Source organism: Sphingomonas sediminicola, assembly GCF_014489515.1.
Classification (GTDB): Bacteria; Pseudomonadota; Alphaproteobacteria; order Sphingomonadales; family Sphingomonadaceae; genus Sphingomicrobium; species Sphingomicrobium sediminicola.
Genome location: NZ_CP060782.1, coordinates 2,181,129 through 2,204,417 on the forward strand (window position 1 = coordinate 2,181,129; position 23,289 = coordinate 2,204,417).

Annotated in this window: 15 protein-coding genes and 4 pseudogenes; 3 read left to right on the forward strand and 16 right to left on the reverse strand. The window is 62.4% G+C overall.

From position 1 onward, the window contains the following. Window positions 1-8: 8 nt before the first annotated feature. From H9L14_RS17490 to H9L14_RS11815, 13 genes and pseudogenes are all read right to left on the reverse strand, one after another. Window positions 9-872, reverse strand: coding sequence for a glycoside hydrolase family 3 protein (locus tag H9L14_RS17490; protein ID WP_425506911.1), 864 nt, complete (start codon window positions 870-872; stop codon window positions 9-11). A gap of 18 nt (window positions 873-890) precedes the next feature. Next, a pseudogene (locus H9L14_RS17495) lies at window positions 891-1,993 on the reverse strand (glycoside hydrolase family 3 protein); the annotation flags it as partial. A gap of 7 nt (window positions 1,994-2,000) precedes the next feature. After that, on the reverse strand, window positions 2,001-4,886 hold the full coding sequence (locus H9L14_RS11780; protein ID WP_222949828.1) for a TonB-dependent receptor: 2,886 nt from the start codon (window positions 4,884-4,886) through the stop codon (window positions 2,001-2,003). 106 nt (window positions 4,887-4,992) lie between these two features. Then, window positions 4,993-6,036, reverse strand: coding sequence for a LacI family DNA-binding transcriptional regulator (locus tag H9L14_RS11785; protein WP_187708246.1), 1,044 nt, complete (start codon window positions 6,034-6,036; stop codon window positions 4,993-4,995). A gap of 43 nt (window positions 6,037-6,079) precedes the next feature. Then, window positions 6,080-7,018 carry an alpha/beta hydrolase gene (locus tag H9L14_RS11790; RefSeq protein WP_187708247.1) on the reverse strand — a complete coding sequence of 313 codons (939 nt, stop codon included), beginning with the start codon at window positions 7,016-7,018 and terminating at the stop codon, window positions 6,080-6,082. Continuing rightward, window positions 7,018-8,835: a glycoside hydrolase family 97 protein gene (locus H9L14_RS11795; RefSeq protein WP_246444149.1), complete on the reverse strand. Its 1,818-nt coding sequence runs from the start codon at window positions 8,833-8,835 to the stop codon at window positions 7,018-7,020. Before H9L14_RS11795 ends, H9L14_RS11790 begins: the two co-directional genes overlap by 1 nt. After that, on the reverse strand, window positions 8,727-9,080 hold the full coding sequence (locus tag H9L14_RS16150; protein ID WP_246444151.1) for a glycoside hydrolase family 97 N-terminal domain-containing protein: 354 nt from the start codon (window positions 9,078-9,080) through the stop codon (window positions 8,727-8,729). Before H9L14_RS16150 ends, H9L14_RS11795 begins: the two co-directional genes overlap by 109 nt. Beyond that, complete coding sequence (locus tag H9L14_RS11800) at window positions 9,077-10,666, reverse strand: alpha-amylase family glycosyl hydrolase (protein WP_187708248.1); 1,590 nt, start codon at window positions 10,664-10,666, stop codon at window positions 9,077-9,079. The genes H9L14_RS16150 and H9L14_RS11800 overlap by 4 nt, the downstream gene beginning before the upstream one ends. A gap of 10 nt (window positions 10,667-10,676) precedes the next feature. After that, a complete protein-coding gene (locus tag H9L14_RS11805) occupies window positions 10,677-12,446 on the reverse strand; it encodes an alpha-amylase family glycosyl hydrolase (RefSeq protein ID WP_187708249.1) in 1,770 nt (589 codons plus the stop codon). Continuing rightward, the gene (locus tag H9L14_RS17115) at window positions 12,446-12,637 is read right to left on the reverse strand and encodes a hypothetical protein (protein WP_343070189.1); all 192 of its coding nucleotides are present in this window, start codon (window positions 12,635-12,637) and stop codon (window positions 12,446-12,448) included. The genes H9L14_RS11805 and H9L14_RS17115 overlap by 1 nt, the downstream gene beginning before the upstream one ends. Further along, a complete protein-coding gene (locus H9L14_RS11810; RefSeq protein ID WP_343070190.1) occupies window positions 12,634-13,965 on the reverse strand; it encodes a tryptophan halogenase family protein in 1,332 nt (443 codons plus the stop codon). Before H9L14_RS11810 ends, H9L14_RS17115 begins: the two co-directional genes overlap by 4 nt. Before the next feature lie 59 nt (window positions 13,966-14,024). Further along, window positions 14,025-14,636: a hypothetical protein gene (locus H9L14_RS16155; RefSeq protein WP_246444153.1), complete on the reverse strand. Its 612-nt coding sequence runs from the start codon at window positions 14,634-14,636 to the stop codon at window positions 14,025-14,027. Beyond that, window positions 14,618-16,936, reverse strand: coding sequence for a TonB-dependent receptor (locus tag H9L14_RS11815; RefSeq protein ID WP_246444156.1), 2,319 nt, complete (start codon window positions 16,934-16,936; stop codon window positions 14,618-14,620). The genes H9L14_RS16155 and H9L14_RS11815 overlap by 19 nt, the downstream gene beginning before the upstream one ends. A 161-nt stretch (window positions 16,937-17,097) precedes the next feature. Between H9L14_RS11815 and H9L14_RS11820 the strand changes: the two genes are divergently transcribed. The 3 genes and pseudogenes from H9L14_RS11820 to H9L14_RS11830 all read left to right on the forward strand — a co-directional run bounded on the left by H9L14_RS11820 (window position 17,098) and on the right by H9L14_RS11830 (window position 20,072). Next, window positions 17,098-18,120: a LacI family DNA-binding transcriptional regulator gene (locus tag H9L14_RS11820; RefSeq protein WP_187708250.1), complete on the forward strand. Its 1,023-nt coding sequence runs from the start codon at window positions 17,098-17,100 to the stop codon at window positions 18,118-18,120. A 64-nt stretch (window positions 18,121-18,184) separates the two neighbouring features. Continuing rightward, window positions 18,185-19,686 (forward strand): annotated as a pseudogene (locus H9L14_RS11825) (MFS transporter). Further along, window positions 19,683-20,072, forward strand: a complete 390-nt coding sequence (locus H9L14_RS11830; protein ID WP_187708251.1) for a hypothetical protein — start codon at window positions 19,683-19,685, stop codon at window positions 20,070-20,072. Before H9L14_RS11825 ends, H9L14_RS11830 begins: the two are co-directional and overlap by 4 nt. A gap of 16 nt (window positions 20,073-20,088) precedes the next feature. Here H9L14_RS11830 and msrB read toward each other — a convergent pair whose 3' ends face one another. From msrB to hmgA, 3 genes and pseudogenes are all read right to left on the reverse strand, one after another. Then, window positions 20,089-20,586, reverse strand: a complete 498-nt coding sequence (msrB, locus tag H9L14_RS11835; RefSeq protein ID WP_187708252.1) for a peptide-methionine (R)-S-oxide reductase MsrB — start codon at window positions 20,584-20,586, stop codon at window positions 20,089-20,091. A 40-nt stretch (window positions 20,587-20,626) separates the two neighbouring features. Beyond that, a pseudogene (gene fahA / locus H9L14_RS11840) lies at window positions 20,627-21,914 on the reverse strand (fumarylacetoacetase). Further along, window positions 21,914-23,201, reverse strand: a pseudogene (gene hmgA, locus H9L14_RS11845) (homogentisate 1,2-dioxygenase). The pseudogenes fahA and hmgA overlap by 1 nt, the downstream one beginning before the upstream one ends. Window positions 23,202-23,289 lie beyond the last annotated feature (88 nt).

Here is a 23,289-nt window from a genome sequence, read left to right on the forward strand (position 1 = left end):
GTCTGTGATTACCGGCTTTCGGCTGGGCAGGCCATTGTGACCGGCGCTTCGGGGAGGCGACCGAGACGCGAGCCACCGCCCAGCGACAGGCCGTAGCCGCGGCGGAACTGGTATCCGCCTTGCTGCGGTAGGCAGTCGCCCGCCGGCCAGTCGAACGAAAGCCTGCCTGCGAAGTCGTAAGCCGGCCGGTCGTCCGCTCCGGCGAACAGAAGGTCGACAATGCCCTGGCCCTCGGTTCCGGGAAGCCAGGCTGCAACGAAGGCGTCCGACCGGTTGATAAGATCGTTCGCTGCAACCGGCCGTCCGGAATAGAGCACGGTCACGACCGGAACGCCCTTTCCGCTGACCCGATCGAGTGCCTGCAGATCCTGGGGATAGCGAGCGCTGTGCCGAAGCGGCGCGGGGAAGGTGATGTCACCCTTCATCTCGGCATAGGGCTGCTCGGCAGCGACCATGACGACGCCGCTGTATTTGCTGACATCGACCCCGGTGCCATCGGCGCTGTAATCGACGCGATCGGCGCCCAGCGACTTGCGCATCGAGGCCAGCAAGGTCTCGGCGTTCGGATATTCGGAGGTCTTGGTATTGTCGCCCTGCCAGGTCAGCGACCAGCCGCCGGACTGCATCGGCAAGCTGTCCGCACCGGCGCCAACAACGAGGATCTTGCCGCTCCGCTTGAACGGAAGAACGCCACCATCGTTCTTCAGTAGGACGAGCGACTTGCGCACCGCCTCGCGCGCAAGTTCGCGGGCCGCCGGAGAGCTCATCACCGACGCATCGGGATGCGGACCCGTCGCCGGCGAAGCGTCGAACAGCCCGGACTTGAGCTTCACTCGGATGATCCGCGAGACGGCATCGTCGATGCGGCTCATCGGAATACGGCCGGCTTTCACGTCCTCCACCGTCGCAGGGATGAACTGCTTCCAGTCGTCCGGGACCATGATCAGGTCGATGCCGGCATTGATCGCCTGGGGGCAGTGCCATTTGGTGCAGCCCGGGACCTGCTCGATGCCGTTCCAGTCGCTGACGACGAGGCCGTGGAATCCGAGGCGCTGCTTGAGCACATCTCCGACGAGATGCGCGTTACCGTGCATCTTGCCCCACTGCTGTCCGGACGCGGTGTCGGTGAAGCTGGAATAGCTGACCATGACCGTCTGAACGTCGGCCGCCAGCGCACCGTAATAGCCCGCGGAGTGAGTCCGATAGAGGTCGGCTTCGCTCGTGCGGGTTTCACCTTGGTCCACGCCGTGGAGAGTGCCGCCGTCGCCCAGCCAGTGCTTCGCCGTAGCGAGGACGGAAGTGGGGCTGCCCAGCCGACCCTGAAGACCCCGGACCATCGCTCCGGCATAGCTGCGGACGAGCTCGGGATCCGAGCTGTAGCTTTCATAGGTCCGCCCCAGCGCGGGTTCTGGACGACCGCCAGCGTCGGGGCGAAGGCCCAGGTGATTCCGGTCGCGCGCACCTGCTCGGCGGTTGCGCGGCCGATGCGCTCCAGCAGTTGGGGATCGTGCGCCGCGCCAAGCCCGATGTTGTGCGGGAAGAGCGTCGCTCCGTAGATGTTGTTGTGACCGTGAACGGCGTCGGTGCCCCATATCACGGGGATCTTCACCGTCATGTCGGTCGACATCGACGCCTTGTAGAATTCGTCCGACAGCTTCAGCCAGTCGTCCACGCTCGAATGCATGTTCATGGCCGGCCACGCGCCGCCGCCGTTCAGGATCGAGCCGATGTAATACTGGCGAACCTCGTCCGGCTTGATCGAGCGGATGTCCGGCTGAGTCATCTGCCCGATCTTCTGCTCGAGAGTCATGCCGGCAACGATCGACCGCACCCGCGCATCAATCGCCGCATCCGCCGCAGTGGCCGGCGGAACCGCTGCGGCCGGCCAGATCGACTGAGCAGTCTGCGCAGTCTGGCAAGCCGCAAGCAGCGATGCCGAAAGGCCAAGAAGGAGCGTACGCCGGTGCTTCCGGACCTTCGAAAAAGCAGACATGATTACCTTAGAACTTGTAGTTGAAGCCTAGCAGGTACTGGCGGCCGTACTTCTCATACGTCTCGATGAACGTGCCTCCATCCGCAGTTGTCGGCCCGCCCTGGTCCAGACCAATGCGTGTCCGGTACGGCGAGTTCGTCAAGTTATAGACCTGGAGGAGCGCTCCTAGACCCTTGAGCGAGCTCGTATCCGGGAACGTGTAGCCGATCTGCGCATCGACCTGCTTGTCCGCAAGGATCTGCGTGAAGCCGCGGTTGGTGAACAGCTGCACCACTTCACCCTTGTACGGCGAGCGGTAACGATAGCTCAGGCGAGCCTGGAAGCCGTACTTCTCGTAATAGCCGCTCATGTTGAAGACCGTGCCTGACAAGCCCGGAATTCGAACCTTCTCGCCGGAATTGTCGGTCGGATTGAGGTTCGAGGTGGTCTTCGACCAGCTGCCAATCACGCCGAAGCCGTCCAGTAGCGACGTGAGCCGCTTGAGCTCCAGCGCTCCGCTGACTTCGACGCCCTGCAGGTCTCCGCCCGGACCATTGTCCGGCATGGTGACCGTCCCGATCGGGCTGACGATCACTCCCGCGGGAATGTTTGCCGCCGTCGATGGAAGCGGGAAGCCTGTGAAATCGAACGGCATCACGCGAGTGAAGATGTAGTTGTCGAGCTTCTTGTAGAATGCAGCGACCGAGATGTAGCTCGCCGGTCCGATATACCATTCGTAGGCTAAGTCGGCTGCCCAAGCCCGCCATGGCTGCAGATCCGGATTGCCTCCGCTTGCCGACCATGGATTGACCGTCTGGCCAGGAACGCACGGCGGGCTCCCGCCGCAAACGCTGCTGTTGAAGCCTGGCGTCAGGTTGGCACGCATATCGTCCATGCGCGGACGCGCGAGCACCTTCGACGCCGCGAAGCGGATCCGATGACCTCCGCCGATATCGTAATAGGCGTTCAGGCTGGGCAGGAAGTCCCAGTAGCTGGTGCCCTCTTTCACCATCTCAATCGTGGCAGGCGAATCGATGAAGTTGATCCGCGAGCCAGTCGACTCCTGCTTCTGGTTGACAACCTGGAAGCCCATGTTGCCGTGGAGGTCGCCAGATGCGAACTGCAGGCGAACCTTGAACGTGGTCACATCTTCCTTGATCCGCCACGCCTTGTCGAAGTGGTTCGCATCCTCGAGCTCGACAAAGTCGTAATAGCGGTCGAGGGCGCTCGGCAGATCAACGCTAAGCACATTGCCAAGCCCTGCGAAATCGAGCGAGGTCGGGTCGACCAGATCACCACTGTCGACAAGCGTCTGGAGACGATCGTTCTTCAGCATAAGGTCCCACTCGTCGACGCGCTTCTTCTTGTCGCGGCGGGTGAAGTTGACGCCTAGATCGATCGCCTCGATGACGCTGTTCATCGGCTGGTAGCGAAGGCCGGCGTCCGCAGCGTAGATCTGCTCCTTGACGTGCGGCGACTTGAACAGGCCGTCATGACCCCAGCCGCCCCATGGAGCGCGATCGCCGAGTGAGACCTGGCTCGCATCGGCGTAGTCCAGGCCGGTGCTGTACTGCGGGAAGGCGTCGCCGGTGATGTCCCAACTGATGGAATCGAATACGCGGTTTGCGTTCTGGTCGGCCGCGGTGACGCAGCAGCCGTAGCCAGCGTAGGTCTCCGTCACCGTCTCTACGCGCCGGTTACGGGAATAGCTGAGGTCAGTGATCAGTGAGAGCTGGTCGCTGAACTTGAATTCATTGTTCAGGCCAGCAGCGAACAACCAGTCGTCACGCTTATTGTAGTCGTTGCGAAGCTGAGGAGCGACGCCGTTCGCGGTGCCCGTAACGGCGAGCTCGGTCCCGCCGACGTCTTGCGTGGTGACACCGGTGAACGTTTGCGAGTCCGCCCAGACGTTCGAGAACCATTGCGCACCGCGCATCGTCTCGCGCTGCTTGAAGCGCGAATAGTAAAGGTCGAGGATCGTGTGGACCCGATCGCTCGGCTCCCACTCGGCGATGCCGATCGCCGCAAGGCGCTTGTTGTTACGTGAGTAGGCGAAGACCTCCTGCCCCGTCAGGAACGTCGCGTCCTGGGCATCCGCCGGCGAGATGTTCGCCTCGATGCCGCAGCAGAAGGTCTCGTAATTGTAGGCCTTGGTGTGGCGGTTGCTCGACGGTGAATCGAGATAGGCGACGCCGAGCGCGATCCCGAACTCCGGAGTGATCTTGTCGATGTAGCTGACCGACGCGCGACCGCCCCAGTTCTTGACGTCATCGTTGAGCTTGCCGCCGCCGTTGAGCTCGCCGCGAACGTTGACCGCCACGGTCCGTTCTTTGAAATTGAGCGGACGGACAGTGCGAAGGTCCGCCGTGCCGGAAAGACCGAAGCCGGCAATGTTCGCATCGGGCGTCTTGTAGATGACGACGCTTGCCAGGAGCTCAGACGGATATTGGTCGAATTCGACCGCTCGGTTGTCGCCCGAGCTCGCCTGCTGGCGTCCGTTGAGCAACGTCGTCGTGAAGTCAGGCGCAAGGCCGCGAATCGAAATGACCTGCGCACGGCCGTTGACGCGCTGAGCGGCGAGGCCGGGGAGACGTGCGATCGATTCGGCGATGGAAATGTCGGGGAGCTTGCCGATATCTTCGGCCGAAACCGCTTCGACGATCCCTTGCTCACGGCGCTTGGTATCGATCGACGACGCGATACCGCGGCGAATGCCGGTGACGATGATCGCCTGGTCCGAGGACTGATCGGTCGGCTCGGGATTGCCTGGCGTCGGCGCCGTGTCCCCTGGCTGCGGCTGATCAGTCGGCGGTTGCGTCGTGTCCTGCGCGAAAGCTTCCGACGAAACGGCGAGCAAGAGCGAAGTGCCGGCCAGTAGAAATGCGCGGCGGGCCTTCAGCGTCGAACTGATCAATGATTCTCTCCCCTGTACAGGCTTGCCCGCGATGTACGCACAAGCCGACGCCCCCATTCTCCCAATGGAAGCGCTTCCATTTTGGTGCGTCAAAGGATCGCGGGAGTCAAGCTTCCGAGTGTTGCGCCGGAGCCGCAGTGGACTCCCGAATGATGAGTTCGTGAGGGAGCGCCTCGTAACAGGCGGCATCGTCAAGAGCCCGCTCGATCAACATGTGAACGGCGCGCTCGGCGATGTCCTTGATCGGTTGCCTGATCGTGGTGAGCGGCGGCCACACGATTTCCGACATTGGCGTATCGTCGAAGCCCGTGACCGAAATGTCTTTGGGAATCGCCGCTCCGGCGCGATGCAATGCGAGCATTGCTCCGGCGGCCATGTCGTCGTTGGCGCAGGCGAGCGCGGTGATCCCTTTGCGTTCACGAAGCAGATGTTCTGCCGCCTCCACGCCCGACTTGAAGGTGAAGTCGCCCGAGGCGGTCCACGGCTCTGCTTTAATGCCTGCCTCAGCCAGCGCGTCGAGGAATCCGTCGTAGCGGAGCGATGCGGCCAAATGATCTTCCGGACCCTTGATGAAGCCGATCCGTCGATGTCCCAGCGAAGTGAGATAGGTGCCCAGCGCGTGGCCGCCGGCGCGCTCGTCGATACCCGCAGACGAAACGACCGCCCGCCCCTGTTCCCCCGCTGATACCGCGGCGACGCGCACCCCCGCCTTCTTCATTGCCAGGAGGAGGTCAACGTCGTCCGACAGCGGCGGCGGCAGCACAATCCCCGCCGGCCGCTCCCGCTCGATGATCGAGGACAGCAGGTGGTTGCGGTCCTCCCGGTCCGGATCGACCGCGCGCGTGACCAGATCGTAACCGAGCGCGGAGCAGGCGCGCAGCGCTCCTAGCTCAAGGCCCGAATGATAATAGCTGTTCGGCTCCCGCTCGAGGTCGTGCGAGTGGATGAGCAGAATCGTTCGGCCCGCTCCGCTGGCCAGTGCGCGCGCCTGTTGATTGACCGAATAGCCAAGCGCCTCGACCGCCTGCCGCACTTTCTCGCGCGTCTGGGGCCGAACGTTTTGCTCGTTGTTCAGGACCCGCGAAACGGTAACGCGCGCGACCCCTGCCGCCCTTGCGACGTCATCGATCGTTGCCTTTCGCTCGCTCACGCGCGCAAGGTGACAATCGTTCGCACCGGCCGCAACGCCTGCATCATTTTGACCGAACGGATTTTTCCGGCGGCAGCAGGAAGCGCAGGGGGATTTCGAGCCGTGAAGCCCAGTTGATCTCGTTGTGCGCCTGACCGGGGAAGTTGCGGCTTATCCAATTTACACCCTGACGATATCCGCGATGGGCGACGATTGTGTCAATCCTTCTCTGGTAGCGCGCATAGATTGCATCCAGCGTTTCGCTGCCGTGATCGAAGTAGAGCTGGTGCGTCTTCGGGTTCGGTAGCGCGGGCGCGAGATATCGCTCGAACGCGGACGAGACGACTTCATATTCCTGATCGGTAATCGACTTCCCGCCGTCAGCTGGAAGGAACAACGGCCAGTGCGTCGAGACCATGCCCGCGCCGCCGAAGACCTGCGGATATTCGTCGACCGCATAGAGCGAGATGAGCGCGCCCATCGACGACCCCATGATCGCGGTGTTGGCGCGGTCCGTTTTCACTCGAAAGCGCTTGTCGATCCTGGGTTTGAGCTCGCTGACGATGAACTTGAGATAGCCGTCGGACAGCGGATCACCGCCGTAAAGGCGGCGGACCCGATCCATGTATTGCGGCGGCAAATGCCCGAAGGCCTTGGACGGCACATATTCGCGAAGCCTCTTCGGCGTGTTCCAGATGGCGACGACGATCGTCGGCCGAACTTTCCTTTCACGGATCAGGCGGTCGAGCGTCTCGTCGACCTTCCACTCCATGCCGCCATATCCGGTTTCCGGATCGAACAGGTTCTGGCCGTCGTGCATGTAAAGGACGGCGTGGCGCGGGCCCCTTGGCTTGTAGGTGCTCGGAAGCCATACCGTTACGTGACGCGGGTCCGAATATTTCGAATGAACCACGCCCAGATCGACCAGCGTTCCGGCGTCAACCTTTGCCGTCGCGGGTTCGGCGACGAGCAAAAGCAGCACTGCCAGGAATAGTCGGAACATCAGCGGATCGGGACGAAACGTACTGCTGCTCCGCCGCCCGGAGCGATGCGCATCGCAAGTCTGGCCCTCGCCGTTACCACCTTCTGCTCGATCACGATCGAGCGCGGATTGGTACGATAGTCGGCGTCATCGCCGTCGCGGTAGATCTCCGCGCGATAACGCTGGCCCGGCTTCAGGAAATCGAGCGCGACGTCGAAGCGGCGCTCCTGCTCGTCGCCTACTGCGCCGACGAACCACTGGTCCGAACCCCGAGCCTTGCGCGCGAAGACTGCCATGTCGCCGACTTCGCCGGCGAGCATGCGCGTTTCGTCCCAGTCGACCGCGACGTCCTTGATGAACTTGAACGTCTGCGGATTGGCCTCGTAATTCTCGATCAGGTCCGGCGCCATTTGGATTGGCGAGTAGATGACCACGTAGAGCGCCAGCTGCTTCGCAAGCGTGGACAGGATCTGCGTGTTGTTCTTGCCGGTCAGGCTAAGGACGCCAGGCGTGAAATCCATTGGTCCCGAGATCAGCCTCGTAAAGACGAGATTCGCCTCATGTTCGGGCGGGTTCTTGGGCTCGCCCCAGGCGTTGTATTCCATACCACGCTGGCCCTCGCGGGAGACCCAGTTCGGATAGGTGCGGCGGAGGCCCGTGTCCTTCACCGGCTCGTGCGGATTGACGGCGATGTGCCGCCTGGCCGCCTCGGTGACGACCTTCAGATGGTGGTTCACCATCACCTGGCCTTCGTGCCATTCGAAGTGGATCTTGCCGTCCGCGCCTTCGGCCTGGATGCCGCCGGCGTCAGCGACATAGCCGGTCTTCACGGCAGGCACTCCGAGACGCTGATAAAGATCGAGCGCTGGCCCGAGCTGCTTCTCGTAGTTGGCTATGTTCCCGGCTGTTTCGTGGTGCCCGATCAGCACGACTCCCTTCGAGCGTGCGTAGCGCGTCACTTCGGCGATATCGAAGTCCGGGTAGGGCTCGGTGAAGCTGAACTCGAACCCGCGTCCGAACCAGTCGCCATCCCAGCCCTTGTTCCAGCCTTCGACCAGCACGCCGCCGAATCCGTTCTTCGCGGCGAAATCGATCATGCGTTTGGTGTATTCGGTGGTCGCTCCATGCTTCGGGCCGGAATTCCACGTTTTCCGGTCAAGGTGCATGTCCCACCAGATGCCGACATATTTCATCGGCTTCACCCAACTCACATCGCCGAGCTTGTTGGCCTCATTGAGGTTCAGGATGATCTGTGCGGAGCGGTAGAGCGACGGCGCATCGGGAGCGATCATGATCACGCGCCAAGGAGTCGCGAATGGCGTATCGCGGCTGACCTTCGGGCCGTTGGAAGACGGCGTCAAAACCGCCTTAAAGGTCCGCCCGCCGACGCGGCGAAGGTTCATTCCTGAATAGTCGACCAGCGCCGCTTCATGGAACGACAGGTGAAGCCCGCTCACGGTGCGAACGGTCAGCGGAGTCTGAGCAGTCCCGACCTGCTCAATCGGCGTGCGGTTGTAGACATACTCCTCGCGGTTCCATTCGAACGCGGGGTCCCACCAGGCCTCCCCCGGCTCGGCGATCGCAAACTCGGTGAGTTCATCCGCGATGTTCGCATGTCCAAGCTTCGTCTGCTGCGGAAGCTCGTAACGGAAGCCGACGCCGTCGTCGTAGACGCGGAACACGACGGTCATCCGCCTTTTGTCCCAATTCTTCTCGTCGAACCTGACGGTCAGCTCATTGTAGTGGTTGCGGACACTTCGATACTCGCCCCATGGCTGTTCCCAGGCCTCGTCGAAGCCACGGGTCGACTGCCCAGCAAAGGCGAAATTGCGCAGCATCTCGGGGCGTCGGTGAACAGGAAACCGAGGCGGCTTTCGGTGATGACCGGCTTGCCGAGCCGCGACACCTTGTAACCGACGCGGCCTTCCGGATTGAGCGTCACGTCGACATGGATCGTTCCCGAAGGAGAATCGACTCCCGCGACGGCACGCGATCCGGCAGCCGCCTGCGCCACGTCCTGAGCAGCGGCAGGGACGGCAACGAGGCACAGGACGAAGGCGGCAAGCATGCGAAGCAGGGTCATGTGATCTCCTCGATCACTGCCGAGTAAGGTCCGACCTTCCCGCCGTCGAGGCTGCCCGTGCTGAAGAAGGCTTTGCCTACCGCCACACCATAGGTCGCCGGTCGATCCGAGAGGTTGAACGTGCACCGCAATCGCTCTGATCCTGCAATCCGGTCGAAGACCAGCACGTCGCCTTCTGACTCCACGATCTCCATCGATCCTTGGCGCAGCGCAATGTGCTTGTTGCGGAGCCTCAAGGCTTCGCGTGTGAACTGCAGCAGAGACCCGCAGTCTGATTCCTGCTGATCGACCGCGAGCGCGGCGTGGCTCTCACCCACGGGAAGCCAAGGCCCCGACTGCGAAAAGCCAAGCTCTGGCGCATCACATTTCCAGGGCATGGGGGTGCGAGCGCCATCGCGGCTTAGCGTTTGCGGCCAGTTCGCGATCGCTTCAGGATCCTGCAGCCGCTCGTATGGCACATCGACCTGGGGCAGCCCCAGCTCTTCGCCCTGATAGAGAATGATCGACCCCCGCAGTGTCGCGAGAAGCAACATCTTCACGCGCGCGAATTGGTCGCGATGGTCTTCGTCGGCCCAGCGAGAAATCGCCCGGGGCGCGTCGTGATTCTCGAACGCCCAGGTCGGCCAGCCCGCGTCATTCGGCCAATCCTTCGCGACGCGCGCTACGAGCTGCGGTGTCAGCCTCTCCGCATAAAGGAAATCGAAGCCGTAGGCGCTGTTCAGCCGTGAATTGCCTTCGGTGAACGCGCGCATCTCTCCAAGCGCATGATCGCCACCGACTTCGGCAAGGGTGAAGCGGTCGCCATACTCGTTCGTGACCGCCCGCAACCGCTCGAGAAATTTCGCGATGTCGGGATGCGACTGGTTGTAGAGATGCTGCTGGAAATCGAACGGACGCGTGCGCTTGCCGCCGTTTGGAGCAGGCGGATTATCTCGCAGCTCCGGGTCGTGCATCGCGAAGTTGATCGCATCGATGCGAAAGCCGTCGACACCGCGATCGAGCCAGAAGCGCGCAACGTCAAGCAACGCATCCTGCACCGCGCAATTGTGCACGTTGAGGTCGGGCTGCTCGGGCAGGAAATTGTGCAGATAATATTGCCCGCGCCGCGCGTCCCAGGTCCACGAAGGCCCGCCGAAAACGGATTGCCAGTTGTTCGGAGGAGAGCCGTCCGGCTTTGCGTCCGCCCACACGTACCAGTCCGCCTTTGGATTATCGCGGTTCGACCGGCTTTCCTGGAACCAGGGATGCTGGTCGGAACTGTGCGAATAGACCTGATCGATGATGACCTTCAGCCCAAGCGAGTGCGCACGCTCGACCAACATATCGAAGTCACGGAGTGTCCCGAACACCGGATCGACACCGCAATAATCGGCGACATCGTAACCGAAGTCGCGCATCGGTGAGGTGAAGAAGGGCGACAACCAGATGCCGTCGACGCCGAGATCCCGGACGTAATCGAGCTTCTCGGTGATGCCGGGCAGATCGCCGATCCCGTCACCGTTCGAATCCGAAAAACTGCGCGGGTAGATTTGATAGATCGCCGCGCCGCGCCACCACGCAGTCGAAGTAGCGGCAGCGCTTTGCATACGCGCCTCGTCAGCGAGCATCGCACACCGCATAGCCGAGTGGCGGAAGCATGATTTGTACGCTTCCCGGCGCAACAGAAGTGGCAGGGCATGCACCAGCGAGCGTCGTGAATTTCGAAGACGCGGTCTCCACGCGGACGTTCTGCTCGATCGGCTGCGTCGACGTGTTGAAGACCAGCAGCACCTCATGGCCGTCCGCTGGGTCGAAGCGCGACACTGCGAACAGACCCGGCTTCTCCGACGCGAAGCGCACGACTTGGCGGCCACGAGTCAGCGCCGGATTGCTCGTCCGAATATGGGCGAGCTTCGCGATCTCGCGGTAGATCGGGTGGTTGGTGTCGAAGTTCGACTGCGCGGTCGTCGCGTTCGTCCCGAGCAATTTGTCCTCGATGTAGGTGGCGACCCGAGAAGCGAACATGTCCTGCCGTGCATCCTGGTCGCCGCCTTTGCCGACGAAACCCTGCTCATCGCCCGAATAGATGGTCGGTACGCCACGCAGGGTCAGAAGCATCGCGTGACCCAGCAGGTCGCGCTTGAGCAGCTCTTCGTTGTCCGCCTGAAGCCCGAACATCTTGAGGAGCGCAGGGAAACGGCCGGCGTCATGATTGCCGAGAAATGTGGGTAGGCGCAGCGCAGCCTCGGTGCCACCCTCGTACAGGGCGTCGGCGCGGAACAGCTTCGCGAGCTCGTCGGTGCCGGCCTTACCCGCGACGACGTCAATCACGGCGCGCGCGAATGGAAAGTCCAAGACGCTCGGCAATTTGTCGACGCGCGTATTCACGGCCGTGTGCGCCGGGTCCATTTCGCTGGTCGCGACCTCGCCGAAGATATGGAAATTCGGAATGCCTTTGGAGCGAGCCCTCGCCATTATTGCCGGTGCGAATTGCGCCCAGAATTCCGGGTTCACATGCTGCGCGGTATCAATCCGGAAGCCGTCGACGCCGAACCGATCAATCCACGATCCGTAGATGTCGATCATCCCTTGCACGACGCGCGGATGTTCGGTGAACAAATCGTCCAGCCCGACGAAGTCGCCCATCTGGCTGGACTCGCCCTTGAACGTCGTGTCGCCCCGATTGTGATAGTAGATCGGTTCGTTGAGCCAGGCCGGGACCTTGATGGCCTTCTCCACCGGCTTGACCGTGATGGTGTAGGCGTAATTGGGGTCGATCAGCTTCGAGAAATCGCGCCCGTCGAAGTCGGGGTTGATCGCCGCGCCGCTGACGCCGCCGCGCCGCTGGTACGGATAGTCAGCGATGCTGCGGTACGGGCACTCGCCCTTTCCTTCGCACTCCCTCGGATAAAGGACGTCCGCCGTGTGATTGGCGATGATGTCCATGTAAACCTTCATGCCGCGCGCGTGCGCAGCATCGACGAAAGCCTTGAAGTCGGCGTCGGTGCCGAGATGGGGATCGACGCGGGTAAAGTCCGTCACCCAATAGCCGTGATAGCCGGCACTTTCCTGCCCCTTGTTGCCCTGCACAGGCTTGTTCTTGAAAATTGGCGACAACCAGACTGCGGTAGCGCCCATTCCCTGGATGTAATCCAGCCGTTTGGTCAGCCCCCTAAGATCGCCGCCATGGAAAAAGCCCTTGCTCGTCGGGTCGAAACCGGTGGCGAGACGGTCACCCTTCAATCCACCCCTGTCGTTGGACGCATCGCCGTTCTCGAAGCGATCTGGCAGCAGGAAGTAGATGACCTCGTCTTCGGGAAGACGCGCACGGTAATCGGCTGCGGGCGCCGCAGCGGCCATCGCAGCAAGCGCAATCATTAGCGGCATCAGGCGTGTACCTCTTTACGTCGTGCGGACTTCGCGAGCATTGAATCGACGAATTCGGCGTGCGTCGGCAATGCAGCTGCAGCGCTGCGATAAGTGGCCGCGAGCTTGGCGAGATACGCCGCCATTTCGTCACGTGGGAGAGCGGCGGCCAATGGCGAGAACGAGCGCGGCTCCAGGCCCTGCCCGATCATGACTTGCCCCAGCCTTCCTCAGTGAAAAGCTCGTTGTCCTCGCGCACGATGATTGCGGCCTCTTCGAAGAGCGCGATCTTCTCGGCCAGCGTGGCAGGGATCGGCATGTCGCGGCACTGATCCCAGAACGGCTCCCCAATACGCCGGTTGGCTTTGTAGTGGAGGATCAGGAAGTCGCGGATCTGCTCCCACTCGGTCGCCGTTTGGCGGTTGAACTTTTCGCGGACCGCGGGACCGGCGGAAGCCTTCGGAAGGAATGTTAGCAATCGGGCGATCGAGGACTGGATCAGGTGAATGCTCGTGGATTCCAGTGGCTCCATGAAGCCCGCCGAAAGGCCTAGCGCGACGACATTGTGCGACCAGACCTGCTCGCGCATGCCAGCGGTAAACCGAAGCGGCCGCGGATCGTCGAGCGCATCCCCGTCGAGATGCTCGAGAAGGATCGACGCCGCTTCGTCGTCCGAAATCTGACTGCTGCAATAGACGTGGCCGTTGCCGGTCCGGTGCTGAAGAGGGATGCGCCATTGCCAGCCCGCCTTGCGCGCAATCGACTGCGTGAACGGGCGGAAGTTTTCGCTTCTCGCACACGGAACGGCGAGCGCCCGGTCGCACGGAAGATAATTCGACCAGTCGCGGAAACCAATGCCGAGCGTCTGTCCGAGCAGCAGTGAACGGAACCCGGTGCAATCCAGGAAGAAGTCACCTTCGATCCGGCGCCCGCCGTCGAGCAAAAGGGCAGCAACATCACCGCCCTGCTCATCGCGTTCGACGCTGTCGATCTTGCCCTCGATGCGAGTGACCCCGCGCTCCTCGGCGTACCGGCGGAGGAAGGCCGCGAAGAGCGACGCATCGAAATGATAGGCGTGAACCAGTCCGAGCGCTGAATTCGCCGGCCCCTCAGGGATGGCCATCCGGCCCATGCGAGCGGCGACCTCGTTGAAATAATAGTGGCCAAATTCCTCGGCGAGGCCGTGGGAACGCGCGCTGTGCCAAAGCTGGCGGAACGGGATAACGCCGACCGCGCGGCCGACGATTCCGAACGCATGCATGTAGCGATGGCCGGGCTCCAACCAGCCGTCGAACTCGATCCCGAGCTTGTAGGTAGCCTTCGTCTCGCGAACGATGTCCGCTTCGTGGAGGCCCAGTCCACCTATGAACAAGTGTATTTGCGGGATCGTCGCTTCGCCGACGCCGACAATGCCGATCGCATCGGATTCAACCAGAATGATCGAAGTGTTTCCGAGGAAACGAGACAGCGTGGCCGCGGCCATCCATCCGGCTGTGCCGCCGCCTACGACGACGATCCGGCGCTGACCCGTTTCACTCATGTCACTCTTTCATCGCGCGGACCCGGCGACGCTTCAAGCGCCACCGGGTTCGCTCAAGATCAGCCGCGTTCGGGCGCCGGTGGCGGCGGCGGAGGCGGAGGCGGCGGAACCGGGCAAGCGTCGGTCGCCAGGATCACCGATCCATCCGCGCAGGTCTGCGTCGGCGGCGGGGCCGGCGGCGGTGGTGGCGGAGGCGCCGGAGGTGGCGGCGGCGGCGGAGCCTCTGCACCGAACTTGTACGTGAAGCCCGCAAGGAAGCGGCGTCCGTAAGTCTGGTACTTCAGGAACTGGAGGTCGTTGCTCGCACCTTGCGGAAGCGTCTTCGAAGGCTCGTCGGTAAGGTTCTGACCCTGCACGTAGAGCGACAGCCCGCGAAGCATCGACGACGTCGGGAAATCATATCCGACTTGTGCGTCGAAGATGGTTTCCGACTGCACCACCTGCCGGTCGAGGCCCCCGCTGTAGAGCGCGAAATCGCCCAGATATTCCGACCGGTAGCGCATGCTGCCGCGGAGATTGAATCCGCTATTCTCATAGAAGGCGGTCAGGTTGCCGACCCACTTCGAATAGCCCGGGATCGAACTGTAATTCCCGTTGAAGTCCTTCACCTTGGTCTTCGTGTATCCAATACCGCCCGTCAGGCCGAAACCTGCTAGCGCGTCGGAGAACACGTCGAAAGGAAGGGTGCCGGCCAACTCGGCGCCGTAGATGTAACCGCCCTTGGTATTGACCTGCCCGAACAGAATGCCGTCTGTGCTGACCGGCGGAAGGTTGGTTGGAGGCGGATAGCCGCTGTAGTCGAACGCGGTGAACCCGCTCGCGATGTAGCGGTCCATGTGCTTGTAGAAAGTCTGGAGCGCGATGTAGCCTTCGACCCGAAATACTTCTCGAAGTTCAGGTCGACGCCCGTCGCCGCATACGGCTTCAGGTCGGGATTGCCGCCGTCACCCCGGATGATACCGCCAAGGGATAGATCGGTGAAATAATTGAAGTTGTTGGCCATGTCCGGCATCCGAGGACGGATGTGCTGCTTGGATGCAGCGAACCGGATGATGAAGTCGTTCGGCATCCGGAACGACAGGTTCAGGCTGGGAAGGACTTCCCAATACTTTCGGCTCTTCGTGCTCGAGATGAGTCCTGACACGCCGCTCGCCCCGACCAGGCCTGTCGAGCTCTGGTCCGTGTGAACGAACTGCACACCAACGTTGCCGGTCAGTTCCGTGCTTCCGAGCTGCGCATTGATCACGCCCATGACGTACGGCGTCCACAGCTTTTCGCTGACCTTGTAGGCCTTCTGGTCGCCCCAGGGAGCCGGCACCACGTCGAGCACTCCGGCGTCGATCAGGTCGCGCGGATCGTAGGTCAGGATCGGCCCGATGCCGCGATCCAGTTCCACGGGATCGAGGATTAGATCCGATGGAACGGCGATCTCGTCCACGCCGCCCGCCGGGGTCAGATAGGCCTCGACCGCACGAAGCTTCTTGCTGCGATCAGTATAGCTCACGCCGAGCTTCACTGAACTCAGGAAGGAGTCGAGCTCGCGTTCGATCTCGAAATGAGCCTGCTTGAGGTCGTCTCGGGTCTTGCGAAGGTTGTCGTAGCCTGCCTGATTGATCGGCCCGTTGAACCAGCCCCAACCCTGGACGTCTGTGAGCATAATCATGTTCGGGTCCGAATAATCGAGGTTCGGGCTGAAGACAGGACCTTCGTCAGTCCAGCTGAAATCGATGTTGTCGGAGGCTCCGCTGCGCCCGCGGCCAGTACCGACTGTCGTCTGGAGGAACCGATCGCTGCGATCGGTGCGCGACCAGCTGAGGTCGGCGAATCCTCTCCATCCGCTGTGGCTGTCGAACGCGAGGTTCCAGCCGACGGAATAGAGGTCGGCGTCGCGATCGTTCGCATAGTTCTCGACGATGCCGAAAACGTTGTTGAAAGTGCCGCCGGTAACGAGGCCGTCCTCGGTGGTGACGTTGGTCAGCGGGAAATTGCCGAACGCCGGAAACTCGAACCCGCGCTGGTTCACGTGATCCTTGAAGTTCGAATAGAAGGCATCGACGGTCGTGGAAATATTGTCGCTCAGACGAGCCTGGATGGTACCGTTGATTCCGAGGCGCTTGAGGTCGCTGGATTCGACCCACATCTTCGTTCCGTTGAAGATCTGGCTGGAATCGGTCGAGCTCAGGTTGGAATAGCCCCAGGAATTCCAGTCCTTCGTCTGATAGGGCTCGTTCGTGTAGGACGCCGACAAGGCGATGCCGACATCGCCGTTGCCGAACTGGTCGACGTAGGTGCCGTACACGCGATAGCCCAGGTCGTGAGAATCAGGCTGCAGCTTCTGGTCGACGTAGCTCCCGCGCGCTCCCACCGCGATGATGCGCTTGCCGGCATCGAGCGGGCGGATCGTGCGAAGGTCGATCGTGCCGACGAGGCCCTGGCTGGTCAGATTTGCCGCCGGGGTCTTGTAGACGACGACCTGGTTCAGGATTTCAGACGGGAACTGGTCGAACTCGACCGCGCGCGAGTCATTCGTCGTGGTCTGTTCACGGCCATTCAGCGTCGTCACGGAGAAGTCCGGACCAAAGCCACGGATGGAGATGATGTTGGCGCGGCCCTGTGCACGCTGCGCCGAAATGCCCGGAAGGCGAGCAATCGATTCGCCGATGCCATTGTCCGGAAGCTTGCCGATATCTTCCGCGGTGACCGCTTCGACGACCTGGTCGGTCCGCTTCTTCGTGGATGTGGCGCTGGCGAGAGCGGCGCGGAAGCCCGTGACGACAATCGCCTTGTCCTCGCTGGCAGGCTCCTGAGCCGCCGCTTGATCGGTCGTTTCCTGCGCCGCTGCGGCCGTTGTGTCTGCCGGCTCAGTCGTTTCGGTTTGCGCGCTTGCGGGCGTTGCGGCCACGAAGCTCAATGCGAGCGCAAGCGGGCTCGCCGCGGCGGCCAGACGCAGGCGCGAAGACGTGATGATCATCGATTTCGTTCCCCTGATTCACGGCGTTTCGCCGCGACGACTTCCTGTTGGGCATGAAGCCCTCTCCCGAAGATGAGGGATATCAGAGGTTTCAGCCTGCGGAACGGGGTCCGCGCCTATACATACGTATTCAGCCCGCCTAATCTGCTCCGAGGGAGAAGATGCAGAGGCGGCCGACCTCATTCGACATCGCAGCGCTTGCCGGCGTGTCGCAGCCGACGGTCTCGCGCGCCCTCAACAATAGCCCGTCGGTCAGCGCCGAAACCCGCGCACGCGTCCTCGCCGCCGCAGAACAGCTCAATTACAAGGTCGACAAGAATGCGTCGGGACTCCGGCGCAGCCGCTCAAGGACCCTCGCTCTGCTCTTTGAGGAAGCGACGGCCGACGATAACCTCATCAACCCGTTCTATCTGTCGATGCTCGGCGCGATGGTCCGCAAGTGCGCGGACACGGGGTACGACCTGCTCATTTCGTTCCAGCAGCTCTCGTCCGACTGGCACGTCGATTATGCCGACACGCACAAGGCGGACGGGCTCATTCTCCTTGGCTATGGCGACTACTTCCAGTCAGAGCCCCTACTTCATCGGCTGGTCGATCGCGGCACGCATTTCGTCCGCTGGGGATCCACTGGCGGATCCCAGCTTGGAGCAACGGTCGGCTCGGACAACGAGCAGGGCGGCTTCGATGCGACGGAGCATCTCTTGCAGAGCGGACGCCGGAAGGTCGCCTTCATCGGCACTGTCCGCCCCGGCTTCCAGGAATTCCACGACCGCTGGCGCGGCTATTGCCGGGCGCTAAAGGCTGCAGGCATCGAGCCGGACGACAGCCTCTGCGTCGATGCCGAGCCGAGCGAACAGGCGGGGCGCGATGCCGTCGATGAGCTCCGCCGACGCAACGTGGAATTTGATGCAGTGTTCGCCGCCAGCGATGTCGCTGCGATCGGCGCGATGCACGCGCTTCAGAAACTCGGCCGGGCGATACCGGAGGAGGTCGCGATCGTCGGCTTCGACGATATTCCCGCTGCAAGCCTTTCGAGCCCGCCCTTGAGCACCGTGCGCCAGGACTCCCGCAAAGCCGGTGAGAGACTGGTGGAAGCAGCCGTGGAGGCCGTCGAGTTCGGGACCGCACGCAACCAACTGCTGCCGGTCAAGCTGGTGATCCGGGACTCGAGCCGGCCCGCCTGACCGGGCGAATTGTCCAACGCCGATTGTTCTGCCAGCTTGTGCGCGAGCGCATGAGGGAGAGAGCATGCCTGTGAGCGAAAAACCCCGGCAGAGTCTCGCCGGGCTCTGGAATATTTCCTTCGGTTTCTTCGGCATCCAGATCGGCTTCGCGCTCCAGAACGCGAACATGTCGCGGATATTTCAGTCGTTGGGGTCGAGCCTGGACGATCTTCCGGCCTTGTGGGTCGCCGCCCCGCTGACCGGGCTGCTTGTCCAGCCGATCATCGGGCACATGTCCGACAAGACCTGGCTAGGCCGGCTTGGGCGGCGGCGTCCTTACTTCCTGACGGGCGCCATACTCGCCGCTCTTTCGCTACTGCTCATGCCGCTATCGCAAGTGCTGCTGATGGCCGCCTTGCTGCTGTGGGTGCTGGACGCCAGCCTCAACATTTCGATGGAGCCATTTCGCGCTTTTGTCGGCGACATGTTGCCGCGCGACCAACACACTGCGGGCTATGCGGTCCAAACCGCGTTTATCGGCGCAGGCGCCGTGGTTGGCTCGATCTTCCCGTACCTGCTCGAACATTGGGGCGTCGCGAATGAGGCCGGGGCTGGCCAGATCCCCGATACCGTTCGCTACAGCTTCTGGGCCGGTGGCGTCGCACTGTTCGCGGCGGTGATGTGGACGATCGTCACCACCCGCGAATATTCGCCTGAAGAGGTGAGCGCGTTCGATGACGGTGAAATCGCGCATGACGGGACCGTAACCATCCGTGCACTCGCTGCGCGAACGCTCACTACCAGCATCGTCTGGATCGCGGCTGGCGCCGCCATTGTTGCCGGCACCGACGCCTTCGGTCTTGAGAAAGAAGTCTATCTGCTCGGCGGCCTGCTGATCGCCTATGGCTTGGCATCGATCGTCGGAATCCAGATGGCGAGGGCGGCCGATCTTCGAACATGCTGTCAAGCATCGTCGGTGACTTTTCGGGCATGCCGCCGCTGATGAAGAAGCTCGCGCTGGCGCAATTCTTCAGCTGGTCGGCCCTGTTCATCATGTGGATCAACACCACGCCGGTAGTCGCGCAATATTTCTTCAGCTCGGCCGACGCGAATAGCGCCGCCTACCAGGAAGGCGGCAATTGGGTTGGCGTACTCTTTGCGACCTACAACGGCGTTGCCGCAATCGCAGCGCTGACGATCCTGCCATTCCTCGCGCGTCGAATTGGCAAGGTCAAGACGCACATCATCGGGCTGCTTTGCGGCGCGCTCGGCTACGCGAGCTTCTTCCTGTTCAAGAATGCCAACCAGCTGTTGATCGCAGAAGTCGGTGTCGGCATCGCCTGGGCGTCGATCTTGGCAATGCCCTACGCCATCTTGGCTTCGAACCTGCCGCAGAAGAAGCTCGGCATCTACATGGGGCTGTTCAACGTCTTCATCGTCGTGCCCCAGTTGCTGGTCGCAACAGTGATGGGCTCGATCATGAAGGCGTTCTTCCCGGACGAGCCGATCTACACCATGGCCTTTGCAGCCGCTGTCATGGCGCTGGCTGCGCTGGCGATGACCCGCGTGAGTGAGGAGAAGGCATGAGCGACGAAGAGCAAATCGGCGCAGTTATCGACGAAATGTACGCGATGATTTCCGGTCCCGCGGGCCCTCGCGACTGGTCGCGACAGCGGAACAGCTTCCTGCCGGAAGCGAGGCAGGTCCGTACCTGGGTCGACGAGCAGGGGCGTCCGGAAATGAAGATGATGGGCCTCGACGACTATGCGGAGAACACGACGCCCTTTTTCACGACCAACAACTTCTACGAGATCGAGACGGCTCGCCGGATCGATGTGTTCGGCAACATGGCTCACGTCTGGAGCAATTACGAGGCGCGGACGTCGCTCGACGATGCCGAGCCCGAGCGTCGCGGAATCAACTCTATCCAGCTCTTCCGCCACCCGAGGAAGGCTGGAAGATCATCTCGATGATCTGGGACAACGAGCGCTAAGCGGGGACGAACTTCAGGGCGAGCCCGTTCATGCAATAGCGAAGACCGGTCGGCCTTGGGCCATCGTCAAACACATGGCCCAAATGCCCGCCGCAACGGCGGCACAGCACCTCGGTTCGCTCCATGAACAGGCTGTGATCGGCTCTCGTCAATATTGCATTCGGCAAGGGACGGAAGAAACTTGGCCAGCCAGTGCCGCTGTCGAACTTCGTCGCCGAACTGAACAAAGGTAGGCCGCATCCGGCGCAAGCGAAGGTCCCGCGTCGATGCTCCTTGTTGAGCGGGCTGGAATAGGGCCGCTCCGTTCCAGCCTCGCGCAGGATGCGATAGCGCTCGGGTCCGAGACGTTTTCGCCAGTCACTGTCGCTTAGCGCGAATTCGAAGCTCCTGCTCGCGCCATTGGCTCGTCCAACGGACAAGAAAGTCAGCGCCGCTCCGGCGGCTCCGGCGACGCCGATGAAGGCCCGCCTATTGATGTTCGTAAGTTCAGTCATCTGAACTCAGATTCGCGCCATCACCCAAAAAAGTTACAGGCTAATATGCGGAGACCACTCGTCCTACGCACTCGCCGAGCCCGATCCGCACTGCGCCCTCACGCTCACACCAGGCGCGTAGCGTCACCTCATCGCCATCTTCAAGGAAGCTACGCTTCTCGCCGGATTGCAGCTCGATCGGCTGCTTCCCGCCGCGGCTGATCTCGAGCAGCGAGCCCAGACCTTGATCGCTGTCATTCGACAGCGTCCCTGTGCCGATCAGGTCACCCGGCTGGAGGTTGCAGCCGTTCGACGAATGGTGGGTCACGATCTGCGCCGCGCTCCAGTACATCGCCGAATCCGCCCGGCCGCGCGACAGCACATGAGGCGCCTGGCGCTGCTGCCGCATCTTCTCGGTGGAAAGCGTAACCTCGAGCTGAATGCTCAGCCCCCGCTCTGACGGTCGGCATCATTGCTCAAATAAGGTAGCGGGTCGGGATCGCCTTCCGGCCGCGGCGGCATCGGCGTGCGGAACGGCGCAAGCGCGTCGGCACTGACGATCCACGGCGAAATACTGGTCAGGAAGTTCTTGGCGAGGAAGGGCCCGAGCGGCTGATATTCCCACGCCTGCAGATCGCGCGCGGACCAGTCGTTGAGCAGGCAATATCCCGCGATGTGCTGACCGGCTTCGCCGATCGGAATCGGCTGGCCGAGGTCGTTCCCCGCCCAATCCAGATGCCGAGCTCCAGCTCGTAATCGAGACGCCGGCTTGGCCCATATTCCGGAGCATCGGCCTCCGGAGGCTTGCGTTGGCCTCTGGGCCGGACCACCGGCTCGCCCGATGCCCGTACCGAGCTTGCACGGCCATGATAGCCGATCGGCACATATTTGTAGTTCGGAAGCAGCGGATTGTCCGGCCGGAACTGCTTCCCGACGTTCGTCGCGTGGTGAATCCCGACGTAGAAGTCGGTGTAATCGCCGATCAGGCAGGGCAGGTGCATCCGCACTTCGCTCTGGCCGATCAGGTTTATCTCGACATCGTCGCGATAGCGTTCGTCGCTCAGGATTTCGGACAAGCGCTGGCGCAACGCGCGATGCGCTTCCGGACCGCGCGACAACCAGGCGTTGAGGATCGGCTGCGACAAATCCTCGCGCCACTCCTCATCGAGAAGGTCGGCTGATGCAGTGAGGTCGAGAATATAATCGCCGATCGCGACCCCGGGCCGCCGAAGACCCTTCGCCTCCGAGAAGATTCCGATCGGTAGGCTCTGGATCGGAAAGTCGCTGCCGGGCTCAGCGCCCTCAACCCAGCTGGCGAGCTTCGGATCGTGCGTCTGGTCCAATGTCATTACCGCAACTTCGCCTTTGGGAAGCCCGCCAGGCTTCGTCATAATCGGGCTGCGCTCGGTCGAGCGCGAACTGTGTCGGCCGGTACGGCCAGCAAGTCTCGACCATGAAGGCGAGCGTGCTTTCGATCTTGGCCGGCTTCAGCTCGGCCTCGCTCGCTTTCTTCCAGCTTTCGACATCGGGACCGTGCCCGCTCATCAGGTTGTGCAACGACAGACCCCCGGGTGCGAAGCCCTCTGCCTTCGCGTCATATTCACCGTAGATCAGCCCCATTGCCTCGCTCATCACGTTGCGGTGGAACCAGGGCGGCCGGAACGTGTCCTCGGCGACCATCCAGCGCGGCGGAAAGATCACGAAATCCGCGTTCGCCCTGCCCGGCACGTTGCTCGGGCTGGTCAGCACCGTGAAGATCGACGGATCAGGGTGGTCGTAGCTGACGGTACCGATCGTGTTGAAGCGGTTCAGGTCGTAGCGGCACGGAACGTAATTCCCATGCCAGCCGACCACGTCGAGCGGCGAATGATCGAGCGTCGTCGTCCACAGGCTGCCCAGATATTTCTGGATGACCTCGGTCGGTTCGTCGCGGTCCTCGTAGGATGCGACCGGCACCTCGAAATCGCGCGGATTGGCGAGGCCGTTTGCGCCGATCGGGCCAAGGTCAGGAAGGCGAAAAGGAAGGCCGTGGTTCTCGGCGACATATCCGCGCGCCTCGCCGTCCAGCAGCCTGACGCGGAACCTCACGCCTCTCGGAATCAGCGCAATGTCGCCCGGACCCGCTTCGATTCGGCCGAGCTCGGTCTGCAGCTCGATCGGGCCTTCCTGCGGGATGATCAGCAGCTCGCCGTCCGCGTTGATGAAGACGCGGCTCTCCATGTTCCGCTGGGCCCGGTAGAGGTGCACCGCTACGCCTTCGAGATCCGACGGATCGCGGTTTGCGAGCATGGTCACCATGCCGTCGACGAAATCGGCGCCGGAAGGAAGGTCGCCGGGAGGGTTCCAGCGCAAGCGATTGGGCGCGAGCGGCTGCTTCACCGTCCCGGCGCAAACAGCTTCGCGCCTTCATAACGCACGAACGGACGATGGTCCGCCGTCGGTCGCAGGCGGTAGAGCCAACTCCGCAGGTTCTCGTGACGAGGTGCCGTGAAGGCGCTCCCGGACAATTGTTCGGCGTACAGGCCGAAGGCCGGCCGCTGCGGGCTGTTCCGGCCCTTCGGGAGTGCGCCCTCGACAGCTTCGCTTTCGAAATGGCCGCCAAAGCCGCTCATGTAGCGGAGATCCGTACCCTGCATCGGGCCGCGTTAGAACTTGGAAGCGACAAGTTCAAACGGGCGCAGCCCCTGTTGGAACTGCGCCCGAGCCGCGCGGGACTCGCCTACC